Here is a 24,207-nt window from a genome sequence, read left to right on the forward strand (position 1 = left end):
CCTGATATTATTTTTTTATTTTATAAAAAGGTTCGGCTGTTTGTTTTAAATCTACCCCGCCTTTTTGTACCATATCTTCAACTTTCGATTCACGGCTTAGTCCCATCAAATCGGCCGATATCGTAAGCGATTCGTATTTTGCGTCTTTAAGCTCTTGTTGCAATGATTCTATCTTAGCCATCTTTTCGATGCAACTATATCTATTACTGATATAGAGTACGATGATTACACAAACAGTAATGATAAAACGGGCGTTTTTCCAGAAAAAATCTTCGGTAAGGACTGTACCGCCCAAAATATACATTATCTTTTTCTTTACATCCTTTGCTTTCATTATACCTGTGAGATTATATTTTTTCTGCTATTCTTAGTTTGGCGCTGCGCGAACGGGGGTTTTTTTCTTCCTCTTCACGGGAAGGAATAATTACCTTGTTATTAATAAGGCGAAACGGTGTTTCGTAATTACCGAAAATGTCTTTCTCTATTTTGCCTTCAAAGTTTCCTGTTTTCAGGAAATTCTTAACGAGCCTGTCCTCCAGCGAATGATAGGTGATAACCACCAATCGCCCCCCCGTTTTCAGTATATCCAAAGATTGTCCGAGCATTTCTTTCAGCGTTTCCATTTCCTCATTAACTTCTATCCGTAATGCCTGGAAAGCCTGTGCCAAAACTTTCTTCTCTTTTTCTCCCCTTCCTACAAATTGCGACAAGGTATCTAACAAGTCGCTCGTTTTCTTATATGGTTTCTCTTTTCTTGTTTTTACAATAACCGAAGCCATTCGTCTGGATTGTTTCAATTCTCCATATAAATAAAAAATGTCGGCTAATTGTTCTTCCGGGTAATTATTCAATATTTGCGCTGCGGTTTTGTTCCCTTCCCGGTTCATCCGCATATCCAAATCGCTGTCTTCGAACCGGAATGAGAATCCCCGGTCTTCGTCATCAAAATGATGGGACGATACGCCCAGATCGGCAAGTATAGCGTCTACTTTATCCTCTCCATGATATTTCATAAAATTCTTTAAATAACGGAAATTACTACGCACAAAAGTGAATCGCTTATCCTGAGGTATATTGCTTATGGCATCTTCGTCCTGGTCGAATCCGTAGAGATGCCCTTTACCGCCAAGTCTGGATAGTATTTCCCTTGAATGGCCACCACCGCCAAAGGTAACATCTACACATACGCTGTCGGTACGGATGTTCATCCCGTCGACACTTTCGTGAAGCAGTACAGGTGTATGATATACAATTGTCATGGTCAGTCGTTTTGAGTGTCGTTATTCATCAATGCTTGTATGCGTTCGCTGAAATCATCTGCCGGGATGAGCGATTTCTCCAGAGATTCTTTTGCCCATATTTCAATAGTGCTGTCTACTCCCAGAAAACGGACGTCTGAAGATATTCCGACCATCTGGCAATAGCGTTTGGCAATCAATATCCTGCCGTTGGCATCCATCTCAAGCCGTTCTGCATCTACAACAAATTGGCGGAAGAGGGCTTGTTGTTCTTTGTCCCACCTGTTTAACCGGGAGCGAAGTGTCGCTACTTCCTCCTCCCAAACTTGAAGGGGGTATAGTACCAAGCAGTCCTGAAATATATCCTTTCTTAGTATCAATGTATTCTCTCCCGAAGATTGTAAAATCTTCCGAAAAACCGCAGGTACAAAAATTCTTGCTTTTGCATCTATTTTTGCTTCGATATTTCCCAGGAACTGAATCATTTAGAGTTTGACTTTTTTTGTACAATATACGGCGTAAAGGTATAAAAATAAAACACTTTCCCCCACTTTTCCCCACTTAAAAGTCCTAAAAAGTTATTAACAGAGAATGAACAAGTTATAAACAAGTTTATAAACAGGGTAGATGACACATTATTAGATAGTTATCTTATATTACTCTATGGGTGTTAATAACGTAGGAATTAAAAATGAAGAATAAAACATTGTCCGGCGCTGGTTTTATCTATAATAGACAATTTGGTAATTTGAAAATTTGAAAATTAGCGAATGGCGCGAAGCGACAATAACAGTCAACAGCTAACAATGGCGCGAAGCGACAAAGGCTATAAGCTAACGGCTAACAGCTAATGGCTAATTAACTGTAGAGTTTGTTACATTTTAGTTAAAAAGTTATGAGTAGACGAGATACGAGGTACAAGTTGTTGACTGATGACTGTAGAGGTTTGTTACTTTTTAGTTAAAACGAAAAGCAGGAGTTAAAAAGTTATGAGTTTTAAGTTCTGAGCGCTCACTACTGACTACTGACTACTGACTACTGCTAACTGTAGAGGTTTGTTACTTTTTAGTTAAATTCCGGTTTGTCATGCTGACGACAGGAAGCATCTCCTGTCTCCCGGGGATTGGGATCCTTCCCTGCGGTCAGGATGACAAAGAGGGTAGCCGCGCGAGCAAGGGGCTAACGGCTAACAGCTAACGGCTAATGGCTAATGGCTAATGGCTAATGGCTAATGGCTAATGGCTAATTAACTGTAGAAGTTTGTTACTTTTTAGTTAAAAAGTCACGAGTAGACGAGATACGAGGTACAAGTTGTTGACTGATGACTGCTGACTGTTTACTGAAAATTTTATATCTTTGTATCTATTTAAACTTAACAGTCATGAGAATAATACCAGGATCAGAGTTGATTATTAACAGTGATGGCAGTGCTTTTCATTTGCATATAAAACCGGAACAACTTTCTGATAAAATAATAATGATGGGCGACCCTGACAGGGTTGGACTTACCGCTTCGTTCTTCGATAGCGTAGAATGCGAAGTTCAGAGCCGCGAATTTCGTACTATCACAGGTACATACAAAGGAAAACGTATTACCGCCTTGTCGCATGGCATTGGTCCGGACAACATCGATATAGTCATTACAGAGTTGGATGCTCTTGCCAATGTGGATTTCGAAACACGCGAGGTAAAGAAAGAGTTCAAACAACTGACAATGGTACGTGTAGGAACTTCCGGAGGTCTACAGCCTCATTGCCCGATAGGTTCGTATGTTATTGCCGCCAAATCGGTCGGGTTCGATGGTGTATTGAATTATTATGAAGGTCGGGATAAAGTCTCATTACTGGATTTTGAAGACGCTTTCAAAAAACATACAGGCTGGAATCCTCAACATTGCGCTCCTTATGTAGTAAAAGCGGATGAGGAATTAGTGGAACGCATAGGGCACGATATGATAAAGGGTGTTACTATTTCTGCGATCGGATTCTATGGGCCTCAGGGACGATATGTGCGTATGCCACTGGCAAATCCCGATCTGAATAGCCGCATCGAATCTTTTAAATTCGGTGAAGACGTAATAACCAATTACGAAATGGAAAGCGCACCTTTGGCCGGGCTAGGACGTTTAATGGGACACCGCGCCATGACAGTATGTACCATTATAGCAAACCGTTTAGCCGGAGAATCGAATGCAAATTATAAAGGTTCGATCGAAGACCTTATAAAGAAAGTTCTTGAGCGTATCTGATATAAAGAGGAGGGTGTGCCAAAAGGTCTTTTACACGTCATCGCGAGAGCTTTATCTTTTGACACAGCCACTTTTTCCATTTGACAAAATAATACAGAAAAAAACATTATTTTTGCCGCCTTTGAAAATACTAACCGATAATAGAAAATGAAAAAACTGTTACTCTTATTATCCCTATGTGGCATCTGCATTTTTGGCTCCGCACAGGATTCTAATGATGAATTATTAAAAAAGCTCGTAGAAAAAAATATTTTATCCCAAAGTGAGGCTGATTCATTGCGGGTTCCTCAAAAGAAATCATTAGGCCAAACGACGAATAAGATCAGGGAGGCATTCAATACTCCGTATATGCGTTTTGGTGGTTATGGCTTGTTTATGTACAGATACAATGATTTGTCGCCGGTGAAACATAATGCTGAGGCAAAAGTTATTTTCGTGTCGATGCGGGGAGAATTGACTAAGAACCTCAAGTATTTTATTCTGGCCGAATTTGTAAAGCCTCGACCTTACGAATTTTATGCCGAGTGGACTCCTGCAAATGAATTTAATTTTCGGGCAGGGCAAATGAAAACTCCCCTCTCTCTCGAAAATCAAATGTCACTTACTGATATAGAAGGCGTTCTGAATACCCGTTCCATCTCTGCTCTTATCGGTATGGGCGATGATGTACAGGCGAGACAGAATGGGTTGAACAATACCGGACGAGATGCCGGTATTATGACATATGGTAACCTCTTCAAAACGCAAACACACGACCTGTTGGAATATAAAGTAGGTTTGTACCAGGGCACAGGAATAAATACAAGTGAAAATAATAATTCAAAAGATTTTGCTGCTAATCTCCTGCTGCAACCTGTAAAAGGATTCCGCATTGGAGGGGGAGCTTATTTCGGTGAGGCGCGTTATGCAACGACAACAGGGGCTGTAGTGGATAATCATGTTCGCAATCGTTGGATTGTAAGTTCTGATTATCGTACCGAAAGAGTGTATGCCCGCGCCGAGTGGATCACTGCCAACGATGGCGGTATAAGTAAAGAAGGTCTTCACGGAATGGGGATGTATTACTTTGTTCCTAAAAAACTGAATGCCTTTGCTAAAGTGGATTATCTGAATCAGAATAAGGATATAAACAGCGAGGTTATCGATTATACTTTAGGTGTAAATTATCACTTCTATGGACCTTGCCGTTTACAGTTGAACTATACCTATTCCGATTATTCAAAAAGTTGGGGGGCAAGCAATTCAAATACAGTCTTAGGACAGCTACAGATTGTATTTTAAAGATATTATTTTTTGCCTACATTTGTCATCATGAAAATCTGCTATCTCATACTTGCTCATAATAATTTCAGGCACCTGGATCGCTTGATAGGGGCTTTGAATGATGCAGGCAGTACATTTTATATTCATATAGATAAGAAGGTAACGGAAAGTTATACTCCTTTAGCAAATAATGCCCGTATTATTCCCGGCCGGATCAATATCAATTGGGGCGGTTATACTATGATAGAAGCTACTCTGGCTTTACTGGATTATGGGACGACTCATTCACCGGATGCTGATTATTACATATTAATAAGCGGAGTAGATTATCCTATCAGATCAAGAAAGTTTTTGTATAACTTGTTGGAGAAGGGAAAAGAGTATATCGACATTGCTCCTGTTCCCGTGCTGTATAGGCCTGTCGAACGATACGAATATTATTACTTTGATTATGACCGTCGAAATCTGAAGCATTATAATCCTAAATTCCTGATAGAAGTCCTGCTCAAGAAGTTCAAGATAAAACGGAAAACGCCATTCAAAATATATGCAGGTACACAGTGGTTTGCGCTAACCCGGCCATGTGTGCAGTATATTTTGGACACAATAAATGAGGATAAAAGATATATGGATTTCTTTCGTCATACTTTAATTCCGGACGAGGCTTTTTTTCAGTCTATCATTGGTAACTCTCCGTTTTACGAAAATATAGCCTCTAGCTTGACATACACCGATTGGGAAGTGCCTGTCCCACCTGCAACTATCGAAGAACGACATGTTGAGTTTCTTAAAACTCATATCGGATTTAATGATGAATATGGACAACGCTTTCCCTATTTTGCCCGGAAATTCAATGATGATAGCGAAAAACTTTTGGAAAAGATAGAAAGGGAATTATGGTGATTCAATCTATCAGGCTTGGTAGCAGATCCGCAATATAGCTGCGTTCCATATCGTCGGGCTTAAGTATCTCCTCATTCCACATCACCAGGTCGATATCTATTTTTACCTTTCCGTTTACTTTATCAGTAGCAGTACGTCCGATTCTTTTCTCGATAGACTTTAACTGTTTTTGTATTTCTTCTTTCGTTTCTGAAGTATAAACAAAAGCGAGTTGGTTCAGGAAATCATCTTTGTAGGTATTCCCGTACGGAGTAGTTATGGACGTATTGGAGTAAGTTATTTCGGGGAAAACGCCGTTTAACAACTCATGGCAAAGAGCCAGATTTGCCTCTCTGTCCACATTTGTGCCGATGCTGATGAATGCTTTGTTCATAACGTCTGCAAAGATACGTGCGATTTTTGAAAAAGCTTTATCTTTGTTATCTTAATAGTAGTAAGTAGCAAGTAGCAAGTAGCAAGTAGCAAGTAGCAAGTAGCAAGCAATCTTTAAATCTTTAAATTTTTAAATATTTAAATCTTGAAATAGTATATAATGACAACGAACATGAGATTTATAGCAATTATCCCGGCACGATATGCGTCCACCCGTTTTCCCGGTAAGCCGTTGGTAGATATGGCAGGCAAACCAATGATACAACGCGTGTATGAACAGGTGAAAAAAGCGTTGGATGAAGTCTGGGTAGCAACTGATGATGTCCGCGTTTTCGATACGGTAGAGTCTTTTGGAGGAAAGGCTGTAATGACTTCTAACGAGCACCGGAGCGGAACAGACCGTATACAAGAGGCATACTCGAAAATAGGAGGAAGCTTCGACGTGGTTATAAATGTTCAGGGCGATGAACCCTTTATTCAACCGGAACAAATAGAAGCTCTCAAAAATTGCTTCGATAGTAAAGATGTAGAATTGGCTACTTTGGTAAAAGCCTTTAAGAAGGAAGATGGCTTCGATGTCTTATTTAATCCGAATTCTCCCAAAGTTGTTATAAATAAAAGGAATGAGGCTATCTATTTTAGCCGCTCCATTGTACCTTATATCCGCGATGCTCACCACACCGAATGGTTGGATAAGCATACTTTCTACAAGCATATAGGAATGTACGCCTATCGTTCAGACGTATTAGGTGAAATTACCAAACTACCGCAATCTTCTTTGGAAAAAGCAGAGTCATTGGAACAGCTTCGCTGGATAGAGAACGGTTATCGTATCCGTGTGGGATATACTGCTGTAGAAACGATCGGCATAGATACTCCCGGAGATATGGAAAAAGCTATTGCTTTTTTGTAAAAAGAATAGTACTTGAATTATATAGAGAAGATTATACTATGAAAAAATATAGGATCGAGTTAGTTTTAATCTTTTTTTTCTTTTTATACAAAAATACTTCTGCTTACTGGTTATATAAAACCGGAGAATGGGCGGATCTAATACTATTGGCATATGTTATTACTTTTTTATGTATAATAGGATTCGCTCTGTATAATCTGGTCAAATGTTTTCAAGCAAAATTGAAAGATAAGTATCGCAATATTGTCTCTGTATTGATGATTGCTGTACTTGCGATGACTTTTTTGCTTCCGGGAGGTTTACTTCCTAAAAAAGTCCTTTATAAAGGAGAATTGTTAGTCGGATATTTAGATGGCGTTGCAGGTAATAACGGTTGGTTAGTCCTTTATGGGAATAATACTTATGAGTATGATTATGGAAGGATGCATCTTGAAGGAAACTATAAAGTAAATGGAGATACTATCTTCTTCGATAGTCCGAGGAAGGACGGAACTTATGAATATGACTACGCTACTTTATGGAATGATAAATCTTACCTTTCTCTAGGAAAAGATAGTATTGCTTATTCTTACATGCAGGTAGTTAAAAATGAGTTAATAGAATAAAACTTCTGCTTAATAGAAATTATATTGTTAGCCTGTATACATTCGTTTCCCGCAAAATAAAACCCAATTTTAGGTATAATTTGTTGGCTGCGACACGGTTGGGGCTTGATGTTAAATTTATACTGGATACATTTAATCCCTTTGTAAAATCTATTGCAAAAGAGACAAGTTTTTCTCCTATATTTTGTCCGCGCGCATCCTTGTCAACAATGACATCCTCTATCCATGCTTTTGGCCCGGAAGGAGTATTTGTTACAACTACGGTAATAGATCCAACTATATTTGGGCTGCTAGCGATGAATAAATATGTGTTTTTTGTCTCTATTATTTCTTCTAAACTTTTCTTGTCCGGAATTTTACTTTTCGCTGTTAGTTGAGGGATTAAAATTGAAAAAGCTTCAACTACTTCGGGTGTAATATCCTTTACTTGTTTAATCTCTATCATGGCTTTATAAAATAGAAGTCTATCATTTCCAGATCAGCTTTATGCTGTAGTTTTTAATTCTGAACAAAGATAGAAATTCGGACGAATAAGAAGCTCTGAAAGCTTTTTATATCCTAATAAATGTTTTAAACATTTGTTTAGATAAATAGAGTTTGCTATTTTTGCAATTAAACAATCGTTTAGAACATATGTTTAACAATGAAGATTCCTCAGCCGTAAGAGCGAAAATATTAAGGGAGGCACAAGTCCTTTTCATAAAAAACGGATATAAAGGTACCAGTGTAAGGGATATAGCCAAAGCATCGGAAACGAATGTGGCAATGGTAAATTACTATTTTCATTCGAAGTATAATTTATTTGAGCTCATATTCGAAGAGGCTTTAGATGTTCTGACACAAAGGTTATTTGCCACTATAACATCAGACCTTCCATTCTTTGAACTGATAGAGATGTGGATACATACCTATTACGAAATACTTTTCGAATATCCGCAAATCGCGGCTTTTATTTTGAACGAAGTAAGTTTAAATCCCGAAGGGCTTACTCATAGAATAAAGAATCGGAATCCATATAGTTCTTTCAGCAAGATAGAGGAACGGATAGAAGAAGAGATAAAAAAGGGTACTATAAGAAAGACACCTGCTGCGGATTTCCTGCTGAATATATTATCGATGTGCATGTTTCCGTTTATGTTTGGCAATCTGGCCATGACGCTTATGGAAATCCCAAACAGTACATATACCCAACTGATAGCCGATCATGAGAAATATGTGATCCAGTTTACGATGAATGCGCTGAAACCTTCCGACAACAAAGCTAATTAAACTACGAATGAATAATAAACTACGATATAAAATGGGAATAGACGTGGGATCGACCACAGTCAAGATCGTTATATTAGATATTGAGTCCCGGATTATATACAAAACCTATAAAAGGCATCAGGCTAATATACAGCAGACTCTGGTGCAGGAATTACAGGAGGTTGATAAACGATATGCCGATGTCCTGTTCGATATTCATATTTCAGGTTCCGCCGGTATGGGAATTGGCGAGCGGGTTGGCATTCCTTTTGTGCAAGAGGTGGTTGCAGCTGTAGAGGTTGTGAAGAGTTCCTATAGTGAAGCACATACACTAATCGATTTGGGAGGCGAGGATGCCAAAATGGTTTTCTTTGCCGAAGGCAAGCATCCCGACATTCGTATGAACGGTAGTTGTGCAGGTGGTACAGGCGCTTTTATCGACCAGATGGCCAGCCTGATGAATATCTCGTTGGAGGAACTGGGTGAAAAAGCATTGGATTTTGATAAAATTTATCCTATCGCGTCGCGTTGTGGTGTTTTTGCCAAAACGGATGTACAGAACCTGATAAGCCGGAATATTCCTGTTTCGGATATTTCCGCATCCATTCTGTATGCAGTGGCATTGCAGTCGGTCACAACCCTGGCCCGTGGATGCGATATTGTTTCGAAAGTTATTTGCATTGGTGGCCCGTTGACATTTATTCCGGCTCTGCGTCATGCTTTCCGCGATGTGCTGAAAATGGCTGACGCTGATTTTATTGTTCCCGAAAATGGAGAATATTTTCCGGCATGGGGAACAGCGCTTTACAAAGAAGAGAGTACTACGAGTTTTATACTAAAAGACCTGATTGAAAAACTGAATATATCTACATCTTCGAACCATGAGGACGCTTTGGAGCCACTGTTCAAAGATGAACTTGATTATATTGAATGGCAAGCTAACCGGAATATAAAGGCCTTGCAGTTCAAAAAAATGGGAGACTACAAAGAGGTCGAATGTTTTCTTGGGATCGATTCGGGTTCTACGACATCCAAAGTAGTAGTGATGGATTCCGATGCGAATATCATCTACAAGTTTTACGGAAACAATGACGGCAATCCTCTGAAAAAGGTGATGGAAGGACTATCCTTATTTTATGAGGAGGCCTCTGAAAAAGGGGTGAAGGTGAAATTCCTTTCGTCGGCGGCAACCGGTTACGGCGAAGATTTGATGAAGTCCGCTTTCGGTTTGGACTATGGAATCGTGGAAACCATAGCCCATCTTTCAGGTGCACAATATGTAGATCCGGATGTGTCCTTTGTTCTCGACATCGGAGGCCAGGATATTAAGTCTATTTTTATCAGTAACGGTACAATCTCCAATATTGAGTTGAACGAGGCCTGTTCTGCGGGATGCGGATCTTTTTTGCAGAATTTTGCATCGACAATGGATATGGAGCTTTCCGATTTTTCACGTGCAGCCTGTTTGTCGGGATATCCGAGCGATCTGGGTTCCCGTTGTACTGTCTTTATGAATTCAAAGGTGAAACAGTCGCTTCGTGAAAATGCAGGCAATGACGATATTGCTGCCGGACTGGCTTATTCGGTTGTGAAAAACTGTTTGTTCAAAGTTCTGAAAATATCGAATCTTAATCTGTTGGGCGATCACATCGTAGTACAAGGGGGGACATTCCGGAACGATGCCGTATACCGGGCGTTGGAGGTGCTTTCGGGTAAAACGGTAAGTTCTACCGACCATCCCGAATTGATGGGTGCATTGGGTGCAGCGCTGTATAGCCGGAGATTGTGGAAGAAAAGGCAGACCGAAACATCTTTTGCCGGAGAGAAGGCATTGTTTGATATAAGTACAATTGATTCAAAAGAGTTAACCTGCAAAGGCTGTACGAATATGTGTCCGGTACTTCGTTTCAGGTTTAGCAACGGGAATATTAGTTATGCGGGCAATAAGTGTGAAAAAGTATTTTTTACAAAAACCGATAGAAAAGAAGGGTATAATGCTTTTGACAGGAAGAATGAAATACTATTCAACCGTCCTGTGAATGCAGAAAATATAGAACGTGGAAAGACAATAGGTATACCGCGTGTGCTGAATATGTTCGACAATTATCCGTTTTGGCATACTTTGTTGTCGGAGTGTGGATTCAATGTGCGCCTTTCTCCGGAATCTACTTTCCCTCTTTACCAGAAAGGTATTGGAGGAGTAATGTCCGACAATATCTGTTTCCCTGCTAAATTGGTGCATGGACATGTTCTTACTTTAATAGAGCAGAAGGTCGACCGCATCTTCTATCCGATTGTACCGAAAGAAGAAAAAGAATTCGGGCAATCATCCAATTCGTTCAACTGTCCTGTTGTAAGTGGTTATCCGGATGTAATAAAAAGTTCGATAGATCCGCAAAACAGGCACGGTGTTCCGTTTGATGAGCCGGTTATTACTTTCAGTAGTGATAAGGCTTTAGCAAAAGGTTGTTTCAATTATTTGTCCGGCTTTGGTGTTTCCAGATCTGTCTTTGAAAAAGCTTTTCAGAAGGCATTAGATGTAAAAAACGGGTTGAAAAAGGAATTGTACGACTATCAGAAAAATCTTTTGGACGAAGCCATTGAAAGCGGAGAATTAATATTTGTAGTGGCCGGACGTCCTTATCATACCGATCCGTTGATTCACCAAAAGGTAGGGCAAATACTATCCGACCTTGGGGTACTGGTTCTTACCGATGATGTTTTCCGAAAGCCTGAAAGTCATGGCTTCGGCAAGTTGAATATCATTTCGCAATGGTCGTATCCGAACAGGGTAGTACAGGCTGCGATGGAGGTAGCTCGACTTCCTCAGAATGTACAGTTGATACAGCTTAACTCTTTTGGTTGCGGTCCCGATTCGTTCTTTATGGACGAAACACGCGATATATTAAAAGCTGTGGGTAAGAATATAACAGTTCTTCGTATCGATGAAATTGCCAGCCCGGGTTCGATCCGCCTTCGCTTGCGTTCGTTAGTCGAGTCTTTAAAGGCTGTTAAGGCTTCCGAAGTAAATACTTCTCAGTATACAGGTTACTCGGTCCCCTATAAAAAAGCGAAAGATGAACACAAGACAATCCTTATTCCTTGGCTCTGTGACTTTATTTCGCCATTTGCTCCTGCATTGGGTGAATTACTCGGATTGAAAGTCGAGAATCTACCTAAGTCGAATAAAGTATCTGCCGATTTGGGATTGATGTATGGGAATAACGAGGTATGTTACCCTTCTACACTTATTCTTGGCGATATTATAAATGTTTTGCAATCGGGTAATTACGATGTGAAAGACGTTGTACTGGCAATCACTCAGACAGGAGGCCAGTGCCGGGCAACTAACTATATCGCGCAAATCAAGTCCGGATTGCAGAATGCCGGATTCAATGATATACCCGTGATAGCATTGACGTCGGGAGATACCTATCAAAACGGGGAGAGTGAGTTTACATTGGAATGGAAAAAAATCGCTAAGATAGCTGTGCCTTTAGTTCTTTACGGTGACGGTTTACAGCAAATGCATAGTGCAGTATCTGTACGCGAGAAGAAAGCCGGAGCATCGCGAAATATATTTGACTTTTACATAGAAAGAGCCATAGACGCTGTGCGGGCGAATAATCCGAAAACGCTATATCGCTTGTTGAAAGAGGCAGTTGAAGATTTTAACAATGTGCCGGTCTATGACAGGGTATTTTCTAAAGTAGGGCTTATCGGGGAAATATTTGTGAAGTATAATAACTATGCGCAAGCTAATATCTCAGAATGGTTGCGTTCGAAGAATGTGGAAGTTTCCACACCTCCGTTACTCGATTTCCTGATACAGTTTTTTGTAAACAGCAAAGTGAATGTCGAAAATGGATTGGATGAGGAAACTATATTTTCTAAAACGTTAAAACCTCTCATTTGGTGGTACATAAACAGTAAAGTGAAGAAAGCGGAAAAGATACTCAGTAAGTTTAAATTCTATGAGCCGTCTGAATCTATATATGCTAAAGCAGAAGCAGCATCGGAAGTCTTGAGCTTATCCAATCAATTCGGGGAAGGCTGGCTTATTCCCGGAGAGATTGCCCATTATGCACGTAAAGGAGTTAATAAAGTGGTTTGTTTACAGCCGTTTGGGTGTATTGCCAACCATATTGTAGCCAAAGGGGTAGAAAAGCGGATTAAGGAGATTTATCCGAATATGAATATCTTATATTTGGATATAGACGGCGGTATTGCCGAAGTAAACTTACAGAATCGTTTACACTTTATGATATAATGTCAATGTAGTAAAAGTAGTCAGGTCGTTATCAGCTTAAGGGTTAAGTAGAAAACATTAAAATTACCGGATTGCTTCGTCGGCCAACGTCTCCCCGCAATGGCGTAAAGTATTGGTTTTATGCGTCATTGAGAGCTTTGCCCGAAGCAATCCATGAAAAAGTGAATTGAATTATCAATCGTCGAAGCGAAGGCGAGGCAAAATCGGCGGAGCCAAAAGTGAAAAATTGTTCGGTGTTCGTTTTATCTATAGATGTAGTGAGAATTTGAGAATTAGCGAATTTGAAAATTAGCAAATTGGCAAATGGCGCGAAGCGACAAAGGCTATAAGCTAACGGCTAACAGCTAAAAAATAACTGTAGAGGTTTGTTACTTTTTAGTTAAAAAGTTATGAGTTCTGAGTTTTAAGTTATGAGTTCTGAGCGCTAACTACTAGCACGCTCGCGCAGACGTCCCGTCTGTGTGTTGTGAAGCAAACCTTTTGCTCTATCGAGCAAGACACGGACTAGAAGTCCGCGCCAGCAGGGGACAAAGGCTATAAGCTAACGGCTAACAGCTAATGGCTAATTGAGTGTGGAGTTTGTTACATTTTAGTTAAAAGATACGAGTAGACGAGATACGAGGTACAAGTTGTTGACTGATGACTGCTAACTGTTAACTGTAGAAGTTTGTTACTTTTTAGTTAAAATGAGGAAGGAGTTTTTCTCTCGTCATTGCGAGGGTTCGCCCGAAGCAATCCAGAAAGTAAAAAACGAAAAGAGTGTGGAAGATGTTACTTTTTAGTTAAATTCTGGTTTGTCATGCTGACGACAAGAAGCATCTCCTGTCTCCCGGGGATTGGGATCCTTCCCCGCGGTCAGGATGACAAAGAGGGTAGCCGCGCGAGCAAGGGGCTAACGGCTAAAAGCTATCGGCTAACGGCTAAAAAATGAGTGTGGAGGTTTGTTACATTTTAGTTAAAAAGTTACGAGTAGACGAGATACGAGGTACAACTTGTTTACTGATGACTGCTGACTGTTGACTGTTGACTGCTGACTGTTTATTCCGGCAGGAGTCTAAATTTTGATGCGGTTGCCCTACTAATTTTCAAATAGTAACCTTTTTAATATTTAAAATCTTATATTAAAAATGATTTTCTTAATTTTTAATCCTCTATATTTGCAAGATGTTTCATTTTGATAATTGATGAAGATGAAGGCTATTTTTACACGGATTATTTTACCATGTATTTTGCTCGGAGCTTTTTTCTCTTGCGAGACGAAAAAGGCAGATTCGCCAAATGAAGTGACTTACGATTCACTGTCTGTATCGAGAATATATCACATGGATAATGATTCTACGAAACCGTCGTGTACAGTGAAGGTTAAATATATTTTTCCTGTAAAATATTCCGACGCGGGAGTGCTATCTAAAATTCAGCGTGAACTTAATTATGCTATTTTAGAGGATGAAAGTTATGAAGCATTGAGTCCTGATAGTGCAGTGGAGAAGTATGCCGAAGACTACATCAAGAACTATATTGACGAGGCAAAAGTCCAGTTTCCGGATTGGGCGGAGTCGGGCGAAACAGAAGATTATTTTTCTTTCTATAAATCGATAGAATCGAAAATATTATATGACAAGAATAAACTACTTTCTTATCAGGTATCTACAATGGATTATAAGGGTGGAGCCAATTCGTCGACTCTATATAAAAACGTTGTGATAGACCTGAAAACAGGAAATGTTGTTACAGAGCAAGACATATTTATTCCCGACTATAAGAAGGTCTTAAATGCCATGTTGACCAGTAAAATTATAGAGCAGAATAACGTAAAAAAGGCAGAAGAATTGCTCGAATTCGGTTATTGGGGAATAGAAGATATCACGTCTAATAACAATTTTTATCTGGATGACAGTGGTTTGATCTATATCTTTAACCAAGGAGAATATTCGGCGCCTTCGTTGGGTAAGATTCAAGTTACTTTCTCCTTTGCAGAGCTGTCAGCGATCCTTAAACCCGATTCTCCAATTTCATTTTTATTCAAGCAATAAATGGATATAATCCTTAAATATTTTCCTAATATAAGCGAAGAACAGAAGAGGCAATTTACAGCGCTATATGATCTATATGTGGATTGGAACTCGAAAATAAATGTGATCTCACGTAAGGATATAGAGAACCTTTATTTACATCATGTACTTCATTCGTTGGCTATTGCTAAGTTAATTCAATTTACCGATGGCACTAAAATTATGGATGTCGGTACCGGTGGCGGTTTCCCGGGGGTGCCTCTCGCGATTCTTTTCCCAAAATGTGAATTCCTTTTAGTAGACAGTATTGGCAAAAAGATAAAAGTAGCCACGGAAGTATCCGATGCTATCGGGTTGAAGAATATTCAATTTCGTCATTGCCGGGCAGAGGAAGAAAAAGGGAAGTTCGACTTCGTTGTTAGCCGTGCTGTTATGCCGCTACCCGACTTGGTCAAAATCGTAAAGAAAAACATTTCCAAAGAGCAACAGAATGCTCTTCCCAATGGGATTATTTGTCTGAAAGGCGGCAATCTTGATAGTGAGATGGTTCCTTTTAAAAAGATGGCAGAAGCCGATGATTTGTCAATGTATTTTGAGGAAGAATTTTTTAAGACGAAGAAAATTATATACGTTCTGGTCTAGTAATCAATACAATTTTATCAACGTATAACCACATGTAACACCCGCTCCAATAATAATAATAGCCTTAATCTTTTACAACCAAAGCTTGCTGTTCAATAAAAAAGATTTAAAATACAGGGCATATTCTGCATGAAAACAGAATATGCCCTGTATTGTTTTTTCCGGGAAAAGATAAATCCTTTATTTTATTCATTATAAGTAATGGAAAGTATTTATTACAACATAATTTTCGTTTTTGTCATGCTGACGATAGGAAGCATCTCTTGTCAGTTCCGCTTTTAAGGAACAAGATCCTTCGTGCCTCAGGATGACAAAGAGAATGTTGCATTAATTATCATAAATTACTTACTTACAAAACCGTAATTTAATTATGGAGCAAAAAACTTTAAAACTATTGGTCATAGGCGCGTTATGCCTTATGGCTTTGCAACTGCAATCACAGGTGACTATCGGTGACGGTACACCTCCGCGGGATTTTTCCGTGCTGGAGGTTTCCACGGCGACGACCAAGGGCGGGCTGCGCCTGCCGCGGTTATCTACCCAAGAGCGCAATGACTGGCGCGACTACTTTTTAGGGACAGCCACCGGCAACCCTGTAAAGCCTTCCGTAACCTTCGAGTCGTCGGCCGCTACCCCGAACACGGCTACCACCGGGGATATCATCACCTACCAGGCTACCATCACCTTCGGGCCGGCACAGAGTTACACTTGGACAACCGGTAACGGCACGATATTGAGCGGTGGAGGAATAAACGACAACTATGCCGTGGTCCAATACGGGGCGGCGGGCTCGCCGGCGTTTGTACAGGTGGTGGTCGCCAATGCATGCGGCGCGGGTACCGGCCGCCGCGACGTGGCCAGCGTAAGCACGGATTGCAGGGAAGCCGACCTGACGACCCTCTACCCAAGCACCGACCAGTATAAAAGTGTGAAAACAGATAGCCCCTTTACCCTGGGGCATGTTGCCGTCAGCTTCGGCTCCGCGCAGGTGGCTTACCAGTGGTACCGGAATACGGTCAAATCCACCGCCGGAGGCTCGGCATTGGGCACATCCAATACCCTGGTGACAAGTGAATCAAACGCAGGTACCTATTATTACTACTGCGTGATGAGCAATAATAACTGTGGCGCGGCACCCGTTACTAGCCCGTTCTATACCGTTACGGTAACAAACATTCCTTCGACAACCGGTACAGGTAATTTCACAGGTAAGACATGCCGAAGGCTGATAACGACCCATGTCCACCAGGGTGGAAAGTGCCTAGCGAGAAACAATGGGCTTCTATATATAACAGCCTATCGTCACCATCAATGACATGGACTGATAAGGGTTGGATGGTAGGTTCGTCTTTATTTTTGCCTGCCGCTGGCGACCGTCTTGGTACTAATGGTAACTTAGACATGACGGGAATCAGCGGCCACTACTCTACAAGCACAGCTAGTACCACTCAAGGCTGTTACTACGTGAACTTCCATCAGACCATGGTACCTAGGAGTGTTGTCACAGTGCGTTCACACGGGTTTTCAGTGCGGTGTGTAGCTGAATATTAGGGTTCGTTGAGCGCATGTCTGGACAGAGCAGATCATATACATGAGAGGGGTGTGTCAAAAGTATTTTTTACTATCTTTTGGGACACCCTCCTCTTTTATTTTGTGCAAAAATGAAAAATCTATTTATGGAAATTCAGGAAGATTTTACTCTATATAATAAATAATGTCAATCAGGAGTTAAAAAGTTCTGAGTTTTAAGTTATAAGTTTTGAACACTTACTACTTATAACTTATAACTCCTTTGACTACTGATTCGTATAAATAATAATATAAGGAGAATATTCCTTTAAAGATGTGGCTAAGCCCCTTAATTAGCCCTCCGCTCTGTTTTGCCGATGAAATTATTCTCTTCTTTTATCATCGCTTTACGGGGCCAGGGCAAACGCATCTAATATTTGTTATTAATTCGGGAATAAGTACTGTCTTTCCGAAGAAAACGCTTTATGGAAAGTCCCCTTCGTTATTTTTCAACCCTTACGGACCCTCGTGTAGAAAGAGCTCGCGAGCATGATCTTGAAGATATATTATTTATCGCCATTGCCTCTATAATTTGTGGAGCAGAAGGCTGGAATGAGATTGAAGAATTCGGCAAGTCTAAAGTAACGATAGACGCCATGGGATGCCAAAAGGACATAGCATCTAAAATCATAGAAAAAGAAGCTGATTATCTGCTGGCCCTCAAAGGCAATCAAGGAAACCTTTTGGAACAAGTAGAGGATTCTTTTCGTTTCCTGCCGATTCGTGATTCCAACGAAGAGCTGGATAGTGGACATGGGAGGGTGGAAACCCGCAGATGCCTGGTTATAGATGACCTTTCCCTGATTGAATCAAAGAAAGAATGGGAAGGACTAAGGACTTTGGTAAAGATAGAATCGGAACGTTATATCAAATCCAGTGGTAAGACAGAGAAGGAAATCCGGCTTTATATCAGTAGTCTTGTGGCTGATGCTAAACTCATAAACCAATCCATACGCGCTCACTGGAGTGTTGAAAACTCGTTGCATTGGGTACTTGATGTTGGTTTCAATGAAGATAGAAGTCGCAAAAGAAACGGATTTGCTGCTCAAAACTACTCTTTATTAAACCGGATAGCTTTAAACCTGTTGAAAAACGACAAAATAACAAAAGTTGGTGTCAGAGGGAAAAGACTCAAAGCAGGATGGGACAACAACTACCTAATCAATCTGATTAAAAATTAGATGCGTTTGACCTGCGTATTAGCGTACATCCTCCGAAAAAAATAATAACTTTGTTGTATAATGAATAACCTGTACAAATCAATCCGATGCGAAAAACAATATTATTGTGTTGTATTTTTTACTTTTCTGTAACTTTTACCAATGTATATAGTTTTCCGTTAACTCCGAGAATAACAAATTATTCTGTTCATGAATATCAGGGAGGAAATCAAAACTGGTCGGTAACGCAAGATAATCAGGGCAGGATTTATTTCGGAAATAATAAAGGGGTACTTGAGTATGACGGTATAAACTGGCGTTTATATCCTTTGCCCAGCAATGACATTGTCCGTTGTGTCTATTACTCAAGCGACAATCGTTTGTATGCAGGTTCATATGAAGAGTTCGGCTACTTTATAAGAGACGATTTTAATCAGTTGCAATATATATCGTTAAAAGGCCTGCTGGGCGATTTTTCTTTTAAAAATGAAGAAATATGGAATATTCTGGAATATTCCGGGAAAGTATATTTTCAGTATTTCTCTACATATTTTGAATATGATGGGCGTAAAGAAGTGAAAGTCTACAAAGGATTTCCTCCTTTAAATATGTTTATATATGATAATAAGATATTTTCTCAAAGAATTAATGGAAATCTGTCGGTGTATAAAAATGGAGATTTTAAACCGGTATTAAATAGGGAAAAATATGGTAATGATGATATTATCAGGGTTCTGCCGATAAAGGATAAAAGTTTATTGTTTACCCGCAATCAGGGAATATTTGTTTTTAATCCTGTAGATTCCACAACAAATATCTGGAGAAATGAAATAAATGAAGATTTAAAATCGTCTTCTATAAATAAAGTTATCCTAATGAAAGATTCTGCTTATGTAATAGGTACCTTATCTAACGGGGTATATGCCTTGGATAATGATGGTAAACTATTATGGAAACTGGATTCGGGAAACGGCTTAATGAATAATACCGTATTAGGATTATATTGTGATAGTGAGAACAATGTCTGGGTTGGTCTCGACAACGGATTAGCAAAAATATATTCCAACTCTAACTTGTATACATTCGATCCTACTCCCCATCATATCGGTATGGTCTATGATGTGCTGATCGGGGATAATGTGTCATATATTGCCTCCAATCAGGGCCTTTACTATTATCAGGAGAATACAGGCGCTTTAAAAATTGTTTCAGGAAGCGAAGGTCAGACATGGAGTATTTCGAATATAGACGGCCAAATCATCTGTGGACACAACACAGGTTCCTTCCTTATCGAAGGAGAGAAGGTTAGCCCGCTTTCTTCGGTAAGGGGAGCGAGGAATATCATAAAATGTACTATAAACAATCAGGAAATCCTGCTGCAAAACACCTACACTTTCCTTAATATTTACCGTAAAGACCAGAATGGAAAATGGTATTATTCAAACAGGGTGGAAAAATTTCTTAACCTGATAGAACATGTAGAAATCGACCATTTAGGCAATATCTGGGCAGGGCATATGCATCGCGGGATTTTCCGTCTCAAACTGAATGAAAACCTGACGGAAGTTGAAGACATTGAGTTTTTCGATACATTACACGAAAAGAAAAATCTGAAAATAAATGTATTCAAGATAAGCGGCCGCATTATATTCACCGGTGAGAACGGATTTTATATCTATGATGATATCAGTAAAAAAATTGTCCCGTATGAAAAACTGAATGAGGATCTGCCTTCTTTGAAAAACAGCTATAATGTGGTGCAGAGAAACAGTTCGGAGTATTGGTTTATTGGCGATAAAAATTATTCGCTGGTAAAATTTTTTCAAAACAGGTACAACGTTATATATCAGATATCATTATCTGTATTCGACAACCCGCCGATAGACGGGAGAGGCAATGTCTTTATTACCAAAGGGAAAGAGGTCTATCTCGCTTTAAACGGCGCGTTGATTAAATATATCGATGAGAGCCGTTTAATAAATGATTCTCTGGCTTTTAAGTTGGATATCAGGGAAATATCCGTATCGGACAATAGCGGAGCAAATAGTTTTTACTTGCCGGTGAACAGGAAGAGTAGGATCAGCTACGAAAATAACAATATCCGTATTTCATTGTTTTGTCCGGCCTTCAGGGAAAAATCGCTGAATGTAAGATACAGACTCGATGGGCTGGATGAAGCCGGGCTTTGGTACGAAAATATGGAAAACCTGCAAAAAGAGTATTCAAGGCTTCCTTATGGAGAATACACATTCCGGGTTAAATTGTATGACAGCCAGGATAGCCTGTCGGAAATAAATTATTCTTTCATTATCGAAAGGCCGTATTATTTATCATATCTGGCAATAGTGATCTATATTATATTAGGAGTTGCCGGTATAATATTTATAGTTTATTCGGTTTATAATTACACGAGCAAGAAAAAGAACAGGCAAATTCAGGAACAAAAAAGACAGCATGAAATAGAACTGGAGCATCAGCAAAAACAAATTATAGAACTTGAGAAAGAACAATTAACATCGGAACTGCGGTTTAAGAGTAAAGAGTTGGCCAATTTTACGATGATGAGTATAAAGAACAAAGAATTCCTTATACATATTAAAGAAGAATTGCAGAAACAACAGGAAAAAGGGCATACTCCGAAGCAGTTCTTTAATAACATAATCCGCATTATTGATGAGAACATTACATCTGATGATGATTGGGCGTTATTCCAGTCAAACTTTGACAGGATTCATGAGAACTTTTTCAGAAATCTGAAGGAGCGTTACCCCGATCTTACTCCGAACGATTTACGCTTATGTGCTCTCCTGAGGCTAAACCTGAGTACAAAGGATATCAGTAATATGATGAACATATCCCTCAGAGGAATCGAAGCTGCCCGTTACAGGCTACGCAAAAGGTTAAATATTCCATCCGAGCAAGACCTTACAGATTTTATGATTCGTTTTAGATAATTGTTAAATAATTCCGGTAAAATATTTATTTACAGAAATATATAAAATGATGAAGTAGTATTGACGTATCAGCTACTTTTATTTCTTTTTATCTATTGTATTTTTGTGAGGGCGTTATTTTATGAAATGAATAAGATGGCCATTTACTTCGTATGCAGAATCTAAATCGCATACCATGAAGAAATATTCCATTTTCTTATTTATCATATCTATCATTTTTCCTTATCAGATAATATATTCCCAAAGGGAAATAGTCTCTATTAACGATAATTGGAAATTTTCGGAATCAAATTCCGGAATTGACAATAATTGGGAGAATGTGAATATACCGCATACATGGAACAAGGACGCATATAGTAACCGTAATTATAAAAGAGGGGCTCATTGGTACAAAAAACAATTGTTCATCCCGAAAGAAAAAGAAGGTAAAGTACTGTACCTTCGGTTCGAAGCTGTAAATTCCTTGGCAGATGTATATATAAATGATGTTCTCGTTAAAATGCATAAAGGAGGATACGGTGCTTTTGTAGTAGATATTACAGGCAAAGTTACATATGGTTCACAAAATACTATTACCATAAAAGTAGACAACCGTAATGAAAATATTCCGCCGCTTTCGGGGGATTTTACCCTCTTCGGCGGAATCTATCGCAATGTGTGGCTCATTACTGTCGGAAAGCAACATTTCTCTCCCGATGATTATGCGTCGAAGGGTATATATATAAATACAGATGTTTCCACCGAAAAAGCCGTAATACAGGTAAATGGAACAATAACGTTACTCTCGGGTGAAGAAAAAATAAATATTCGTTCAAGAATATTGGATAAAAAAGGTACTGTTGTATCCGAAAACCTACAAACTATAAAAAAAGCAGAAGGAAACATCCTCCCTTTCCTGCTGAAAGAATCGACGATAACGAATCCTCATCTGTGGTCTCCCGGTGATCCTTACCTGTATACAATGGAGGCTATGCTGGAGGATAGTAAGACGGGGTTACTGAAAGATAAACTCATAGTTCCTTTTGGTCTGCGCTGGTTTAGTGTGGATGCGCAGGAAGGGTTCAGGTTGAACGGCAAATCATTGAAATTAATGGGAGTATGCCGTCACCAGGATCAGCCTCCATTAGGCATAGCCGTATCGAACGATATACACAGACGTGACATGCAGCTGATCAAGGATATGGGTGCTAATTTTGTCCGGTTAGCCCATTATCAGCATGATGATGCGGTACTCGAAGCATGCGACAGACTGGGACTGCTTGTATGGGAGGAAATTCCCGTAGTAGACATTATATCCACGTCGGCTGACTTTTCAGATAATGCGAAATCTGCTTTAAGAGAAATGATACGTCAGCATTATAATCATCCGTCCGTTGTAATGTGGGGATATATGAACGAGGCTGTTATACAGGTTCAGTACAGGGTTAAAAAAGAAGGCCGGGATGATGTTTATCAAAAAACAGTGGCCTTAGCTAAAGACTTGGAGAAGATATTGAAAGAAGAAGATCCTTCGCGTCTGAGTGTAATGGCATACCATGGCAACCAGATATATAATGAAATCGGATTGACCGGAATAACCGACATATCGGGATGGAATCTCTATCAGGGCTGGTATGAAAACGATTTCAAAGCGTTTGACAGGTTTGTGGACGAAGAGAACCGGAAATATCCTGAAAGATCTTTGATTATCAGTGAGTTTGGCGCTGGGTCGGATAAGAGGATACAATCGCTGAATCCGCAGGTTTTCGATTTCTCTATGCAATGGCAACAGCTTTACCTCGAACATTATTTGCCCGCAATAATGAAACGTCCGTTTATAATAGGCGCATCCGAATGGAATTTTATTGATTTCAGTTCAGCTTCCCGGCAAGAATCTATGCCGCATATAAATAACAAGGGACTGGTTTATGCCGACAGAACACCTAAAGACGTTTATTATTATTTCCAATCCTTTCTGCGGAAAGATATTCCGGTATTGCATATAGCCGCGAATGACTGGAAAAAGCGGGTGCTTATTTCCGATTCGGAAGCTGTGGTCCAATCGATAAAAGTATATACTAATCTCAATAAAGCCACGCTCACCGTTAACGGGCAGGAGCTTGGGCCGCAAGAAATAAATAACTGTAATGCCGTCTGGCAGGTTTCTTTGGAAGAAGGGAAAAATCTGCTGAGAGTAAGAGGAACGTACAATGGTAAGATAATAGAGGACTATGCCGATATAGAAGTCGTATTCCAACCCGCACAATTAACCAAAAGAAATACAGAAAATCTCGATTTGGGAATAAATGCCGGAAGCAATTGCTTCTTTACAGACGATAAGAGTGGATTCTGCTGGTTGCCTGATAAGGAATATACTGCCGGGAGCTGGGGATATACAGGGGGCGATATTTTCAGAAAGAATCCTTTGCGAATAGGGACAACTAGTGATATTAAGGGTACATACAATACTCCGCTATTCCAAACCAAACGCGAAAATCCGGAAGCCTATCGTTTCGATTTGCCGAATGGGATATATGAGCTGACATTATCTTTTGCCGATTTGTATAATGCCCCGTCTCAAGAAGCATACGACCTTTCCGGACAGACCGAAGAGAAACAAGTCCACAATCAGTTTAATATCTACATAAATGATAAGATTGTAAATAAGGATTTTAGCCCCTTTGCCGAATGCGGTAATAATTCGGCAATCAGCAAAACGTATATGGTAGAGGTAACAGACGGCAGTATAATAATCCGCTTCGAAAAACTAAAAGGGAATTCTTTTATAAATGCACTGAAAATAAGAAAACTTTAAAGAAATATGAAAAGCT

Annotated in this window: 19 protein-coding genes; 13 read left to right on the top strand and 6 right to left on the bottom strand. The window is 39.7% G+C overall.

The features are described 5' to 3' along the window. Positions 1-7: 7 nt before the first annotated feature. From ACYPZI_RS05315 to ACYPZI_RS05325, 3 genes are read right to left on the bottom strand one after another with little or no spacing between them, the layout of a single operon-like run. Positions 8-334 carry an FtsL-like putative cell division protein gene (locus ACYPZI_RS05315; RefSeq protein ID WP_459599356.1) on the bottom strand — a complete coding sequence of 109 codons (327 nt, stop codon included), beginning with the start codon at positions 332-334 and terminating at the stop codon, positions 8-10. A 13-nt stretch (positions 335-347) separates the two neighbouring features. Continuing rightward, positions 348-1,259, bottom strand: coding sequence for a 16S rRNA (cytosine(1402)-N(4))-methyltransferase RsmH (rsmH, locus tag ACYPZI_RS05320; protein ID WP_459599358.1), 912 nt, complete (start codon positions 1,257-1,259; stop codon positions 348-350). A 2-nt stretch (positions 1,260-1,261) separates the two neighbouring features. Further along, positions 1,262-1,723, bottom strand: a complete 462-nt coding sequence (locus tag ACYPZI_RS05325; protein ID WP_459599360.1) for a division/cell wall cluster transcriptional repressor MraZ — start codon at positions 1,721-1,723, stop codon at positions 1,262-1,264. An 896-nt stretch (positions 1,724-2,619) separates the two neighbouring features. Between ACYPZI_RS05325 and ACYPZI_RS05330 the strand changes: the two genes are divergently transcribed. The 3 genes from ACYPZI_RS05330 (at position 2,620) to ACYPZI_RS05340 (ending at position 5,652) form a co-directional block, all read left to right on the top strand. Continuing rightward, a complete protein-coding gene (locus ACYPZI_RS05330) occupies positions 2,620-3,486 on the top strand; it encodes a nucleoside phosphorylase (protein WP_459599362.1) in 867 nt (288 codons plus the stop codon). A gap of 147 nt (positions 3,487-3,633) precedes the next feature. After that, positions 3,634-4,767 (top strand): porin, encoded by a 1,134-nt coding sequence (locus tag ACYPZI_RS05335; RefSeq protein WP_459599364.1) that lies wholly within the window; start codon positions 3,634-3,636, stop codon positions 4,765-4,767. A 30-nt stretch (positions 4,768-4,797) separates the two neighbouring features. Beyond that, entirely contained in the window at positions 4,798-5,652 is an 855-nt protein-coding gene (locus ACYPZI_RS05340; RefSeq protein WP_459599366.1) for a beta-1,6-N-acetylglucosaminyltransferase, read from the top strand. A 1-nt stretch (position 5,653) separates the two neighbouring features. On the opposite strand, the gene ACYPZI_RS05345 is transcribed toward ACYPZI_RS05340, so the two are convergent. Next, entirely contained in the window at positions 5,654-6,025 is a 372-nt protein-coding gene (locus tag ACYPZI_RS05345; RefSeq protein WP_459599368.1) for a 2-amino-4-hydroxy-6-hydroxymethyldihydropteridine diphosphokinase, read from the bottom strand. A gap of 171 nt (positions 6,026-6,196) precedes the next feature. On the opposite strand from ACYPZI_RS05345, the gene kdsB reads away from it, so the two are divergent. Both kdsB and ACYPZI_RS05355 read left to right on the top strand, forming a co-directional pair. Further along, positions 6,197-6,937: a 3-deoxy-manno-octulosonate cytidylyltransferase gene (gene kdsB, locus ACYPZI_RS05350; protein ID WP_459599370.1), complete on the top strand. Its 741-nt coding sequence runs from the start codon at positions 6,197-6,199 to the stop codon at positions 6,935-6,937. 38 nt (positions 6,938-6,975) lie between these two features. Continuing rightward, complete coding sequence (locus tag ACYPZI_RS05355; RefSeq protein WP_459599372.1) at positions 6,976-7,542, top strand: hypothetical protein; 567 nt, start codon at positions 6,976-6,978, stop codon at positions 7,540-7,542. A 19-nt stretch (positions 7,543-7,561) separates the two neighbouring features. Here ACYPZI_RS05355 and ACYPZI_RS05360 read toward each other — a convergent pair whose 3' ends face one another. Continuing rightward, entirely contained in the window at positions 7,562-7,987 is a 426-nt protein-coding gene (locus ACYPZI_RS05360) for a GNAT family N-acetyltransferase (RefSeq protein ID WP_459599374.1), read from the bottom strand. 188 nt (positions 7,988-8,175) lie between these two features. Here ACYPZI_RS05360 and ACYPZI_RS05365 point away from each other — a divergent pair, with 188 nt between their 5' ends. The 4 genes from ACYPZI_RS05365 to rsmG all read left to right on the top strand — a co-directional run bounded on the left by ACYPZI_RS05365 (position 8,176) and on the right by rsmG (position 15,714). Continuing rightward, on the top strand, positions 8,176-8,811 hold the full coding sequence (locus ACYPZI_RS05365) for a TetR/AcrR family transcriptional regulator (RefSeq protein WP_459599376.1): 636 nt from the start codon (positions 8,176-8,178) through the stop codon (positions 8,809-8,811). A 7-nt stretch (positions 8,812-8,818) separates the two neighbouring features. Then, positions 8,819-13,060, top strand: a complete 4,242-nt coding sequence (locus ACYPZI_RS05370) for an acyl-CoA dehydratase activase-related protein (protein WP_459599378.1) — start codon at positions 8,819-8,821, stop codon at positions 13,058-13,060. Between the two features lie 1,190 nt (positions 13,061-14,250). Then, positions 14,251-15,093 carry an RsiV family protein gene (locus tag ACYPZI_RS05375; protein WP_459599380.1) on the top strand — a complete coding sequence of 281 codons (843 nt, stop codon included), beginning with the start codon at positions 14,251-14,253 and terminating at the stop codon, positions 15,091-15,093. Next, positions 15,094-15,714, top strand: coding sequence for a 16S rRNA (guanine(527)-N(7))-methyltransferase RsmG (rsmG, locus tag ACYPZI_RS05380; RefSeq protein ID WP_459599382.1), 621 nt, complete (start codon positions 15,094-15,096; stop codon positions 15,712-15,714). It begins immediately after the preceding gene. A 571-nt stretch (positions 15,715-16,285) separates the two neighbouring features. Here rsmG and ACYPZI_RS05385 read toward each other — a convergent pair. Next, positions 16,286-16,489: a hypothetical protein gene (locus ACYPZI_RS05385; protein WP_459599384.1), complete on the bottom strand. Its 204-nt coding sequence runs from the start codon at positions 16,487-16,489 to the stop codon at positions 16,286-16,288. 78 nt (positions 16,490-16,567) lie between these two features. Between ACYPZI_RS05385 and ACYPZI_RS05390 the strand changes: the two genes are divergently transcribed. The 4 genes from ACYPZI_RS05390 (at position 16,568) to ACYPZI_RS05405 (ending at position 24,191) form a co-directional block, all read left to right on the top strand. Continuing rightward, positions 16,568-17,029: a hypothetical protein gene (locus ACYPZI_RS05390; RefSeq protein WP_459599386.1), complete on the top strand. Its 462-nt coding sequence runs from the start codon at positions 16,568-16,570 to the stop codon at positions 17,027-17,029. 679 nt (positions 17,030-17,708) lie between these two features. Beyond that, the gene (locus tag ACYPZI_RS05395) at positions 17,709-18,464 is read left to right on the top strand and encodes an ISAs1 family transposase (RefSeq protein WP_459599388.1); all 756 of its coding nucleotides are present in this window, start codon (positions 17,709-17,711) and stop codon (positions 18,462-18,464) included. 86 nt (positions 18,465-18,550) lie between these two features. Then, entirely contained in the window at positions 18,551-21,397 is a 2,847-nt protein-coding gene (locus ACYPZI_RS05400) for a helix-turn-helix and ligand-binding sensor domain-containing protein (protein WP_459599390.1), read from the top strand. 175 nt (positions 21,398-21,572) lie between these two features. After that, entirely contained in the window at positions 21,573-24,191 is a 2,619-nt protein-coding gene (locus ACYPZI_RS05405) for a glycoside hydrolase family 2 TIM barrel-domain containing protein (RefSeq protein ID WP_459599392.1), read from the top strand. The last annotated feature ends 16 nt before the right edge of the window (positions 24,192-24,207 follow it).

The sequence above is a fragment of the Dysgonomonas reticulitermitis genome, from assembly GCF_054601275.1.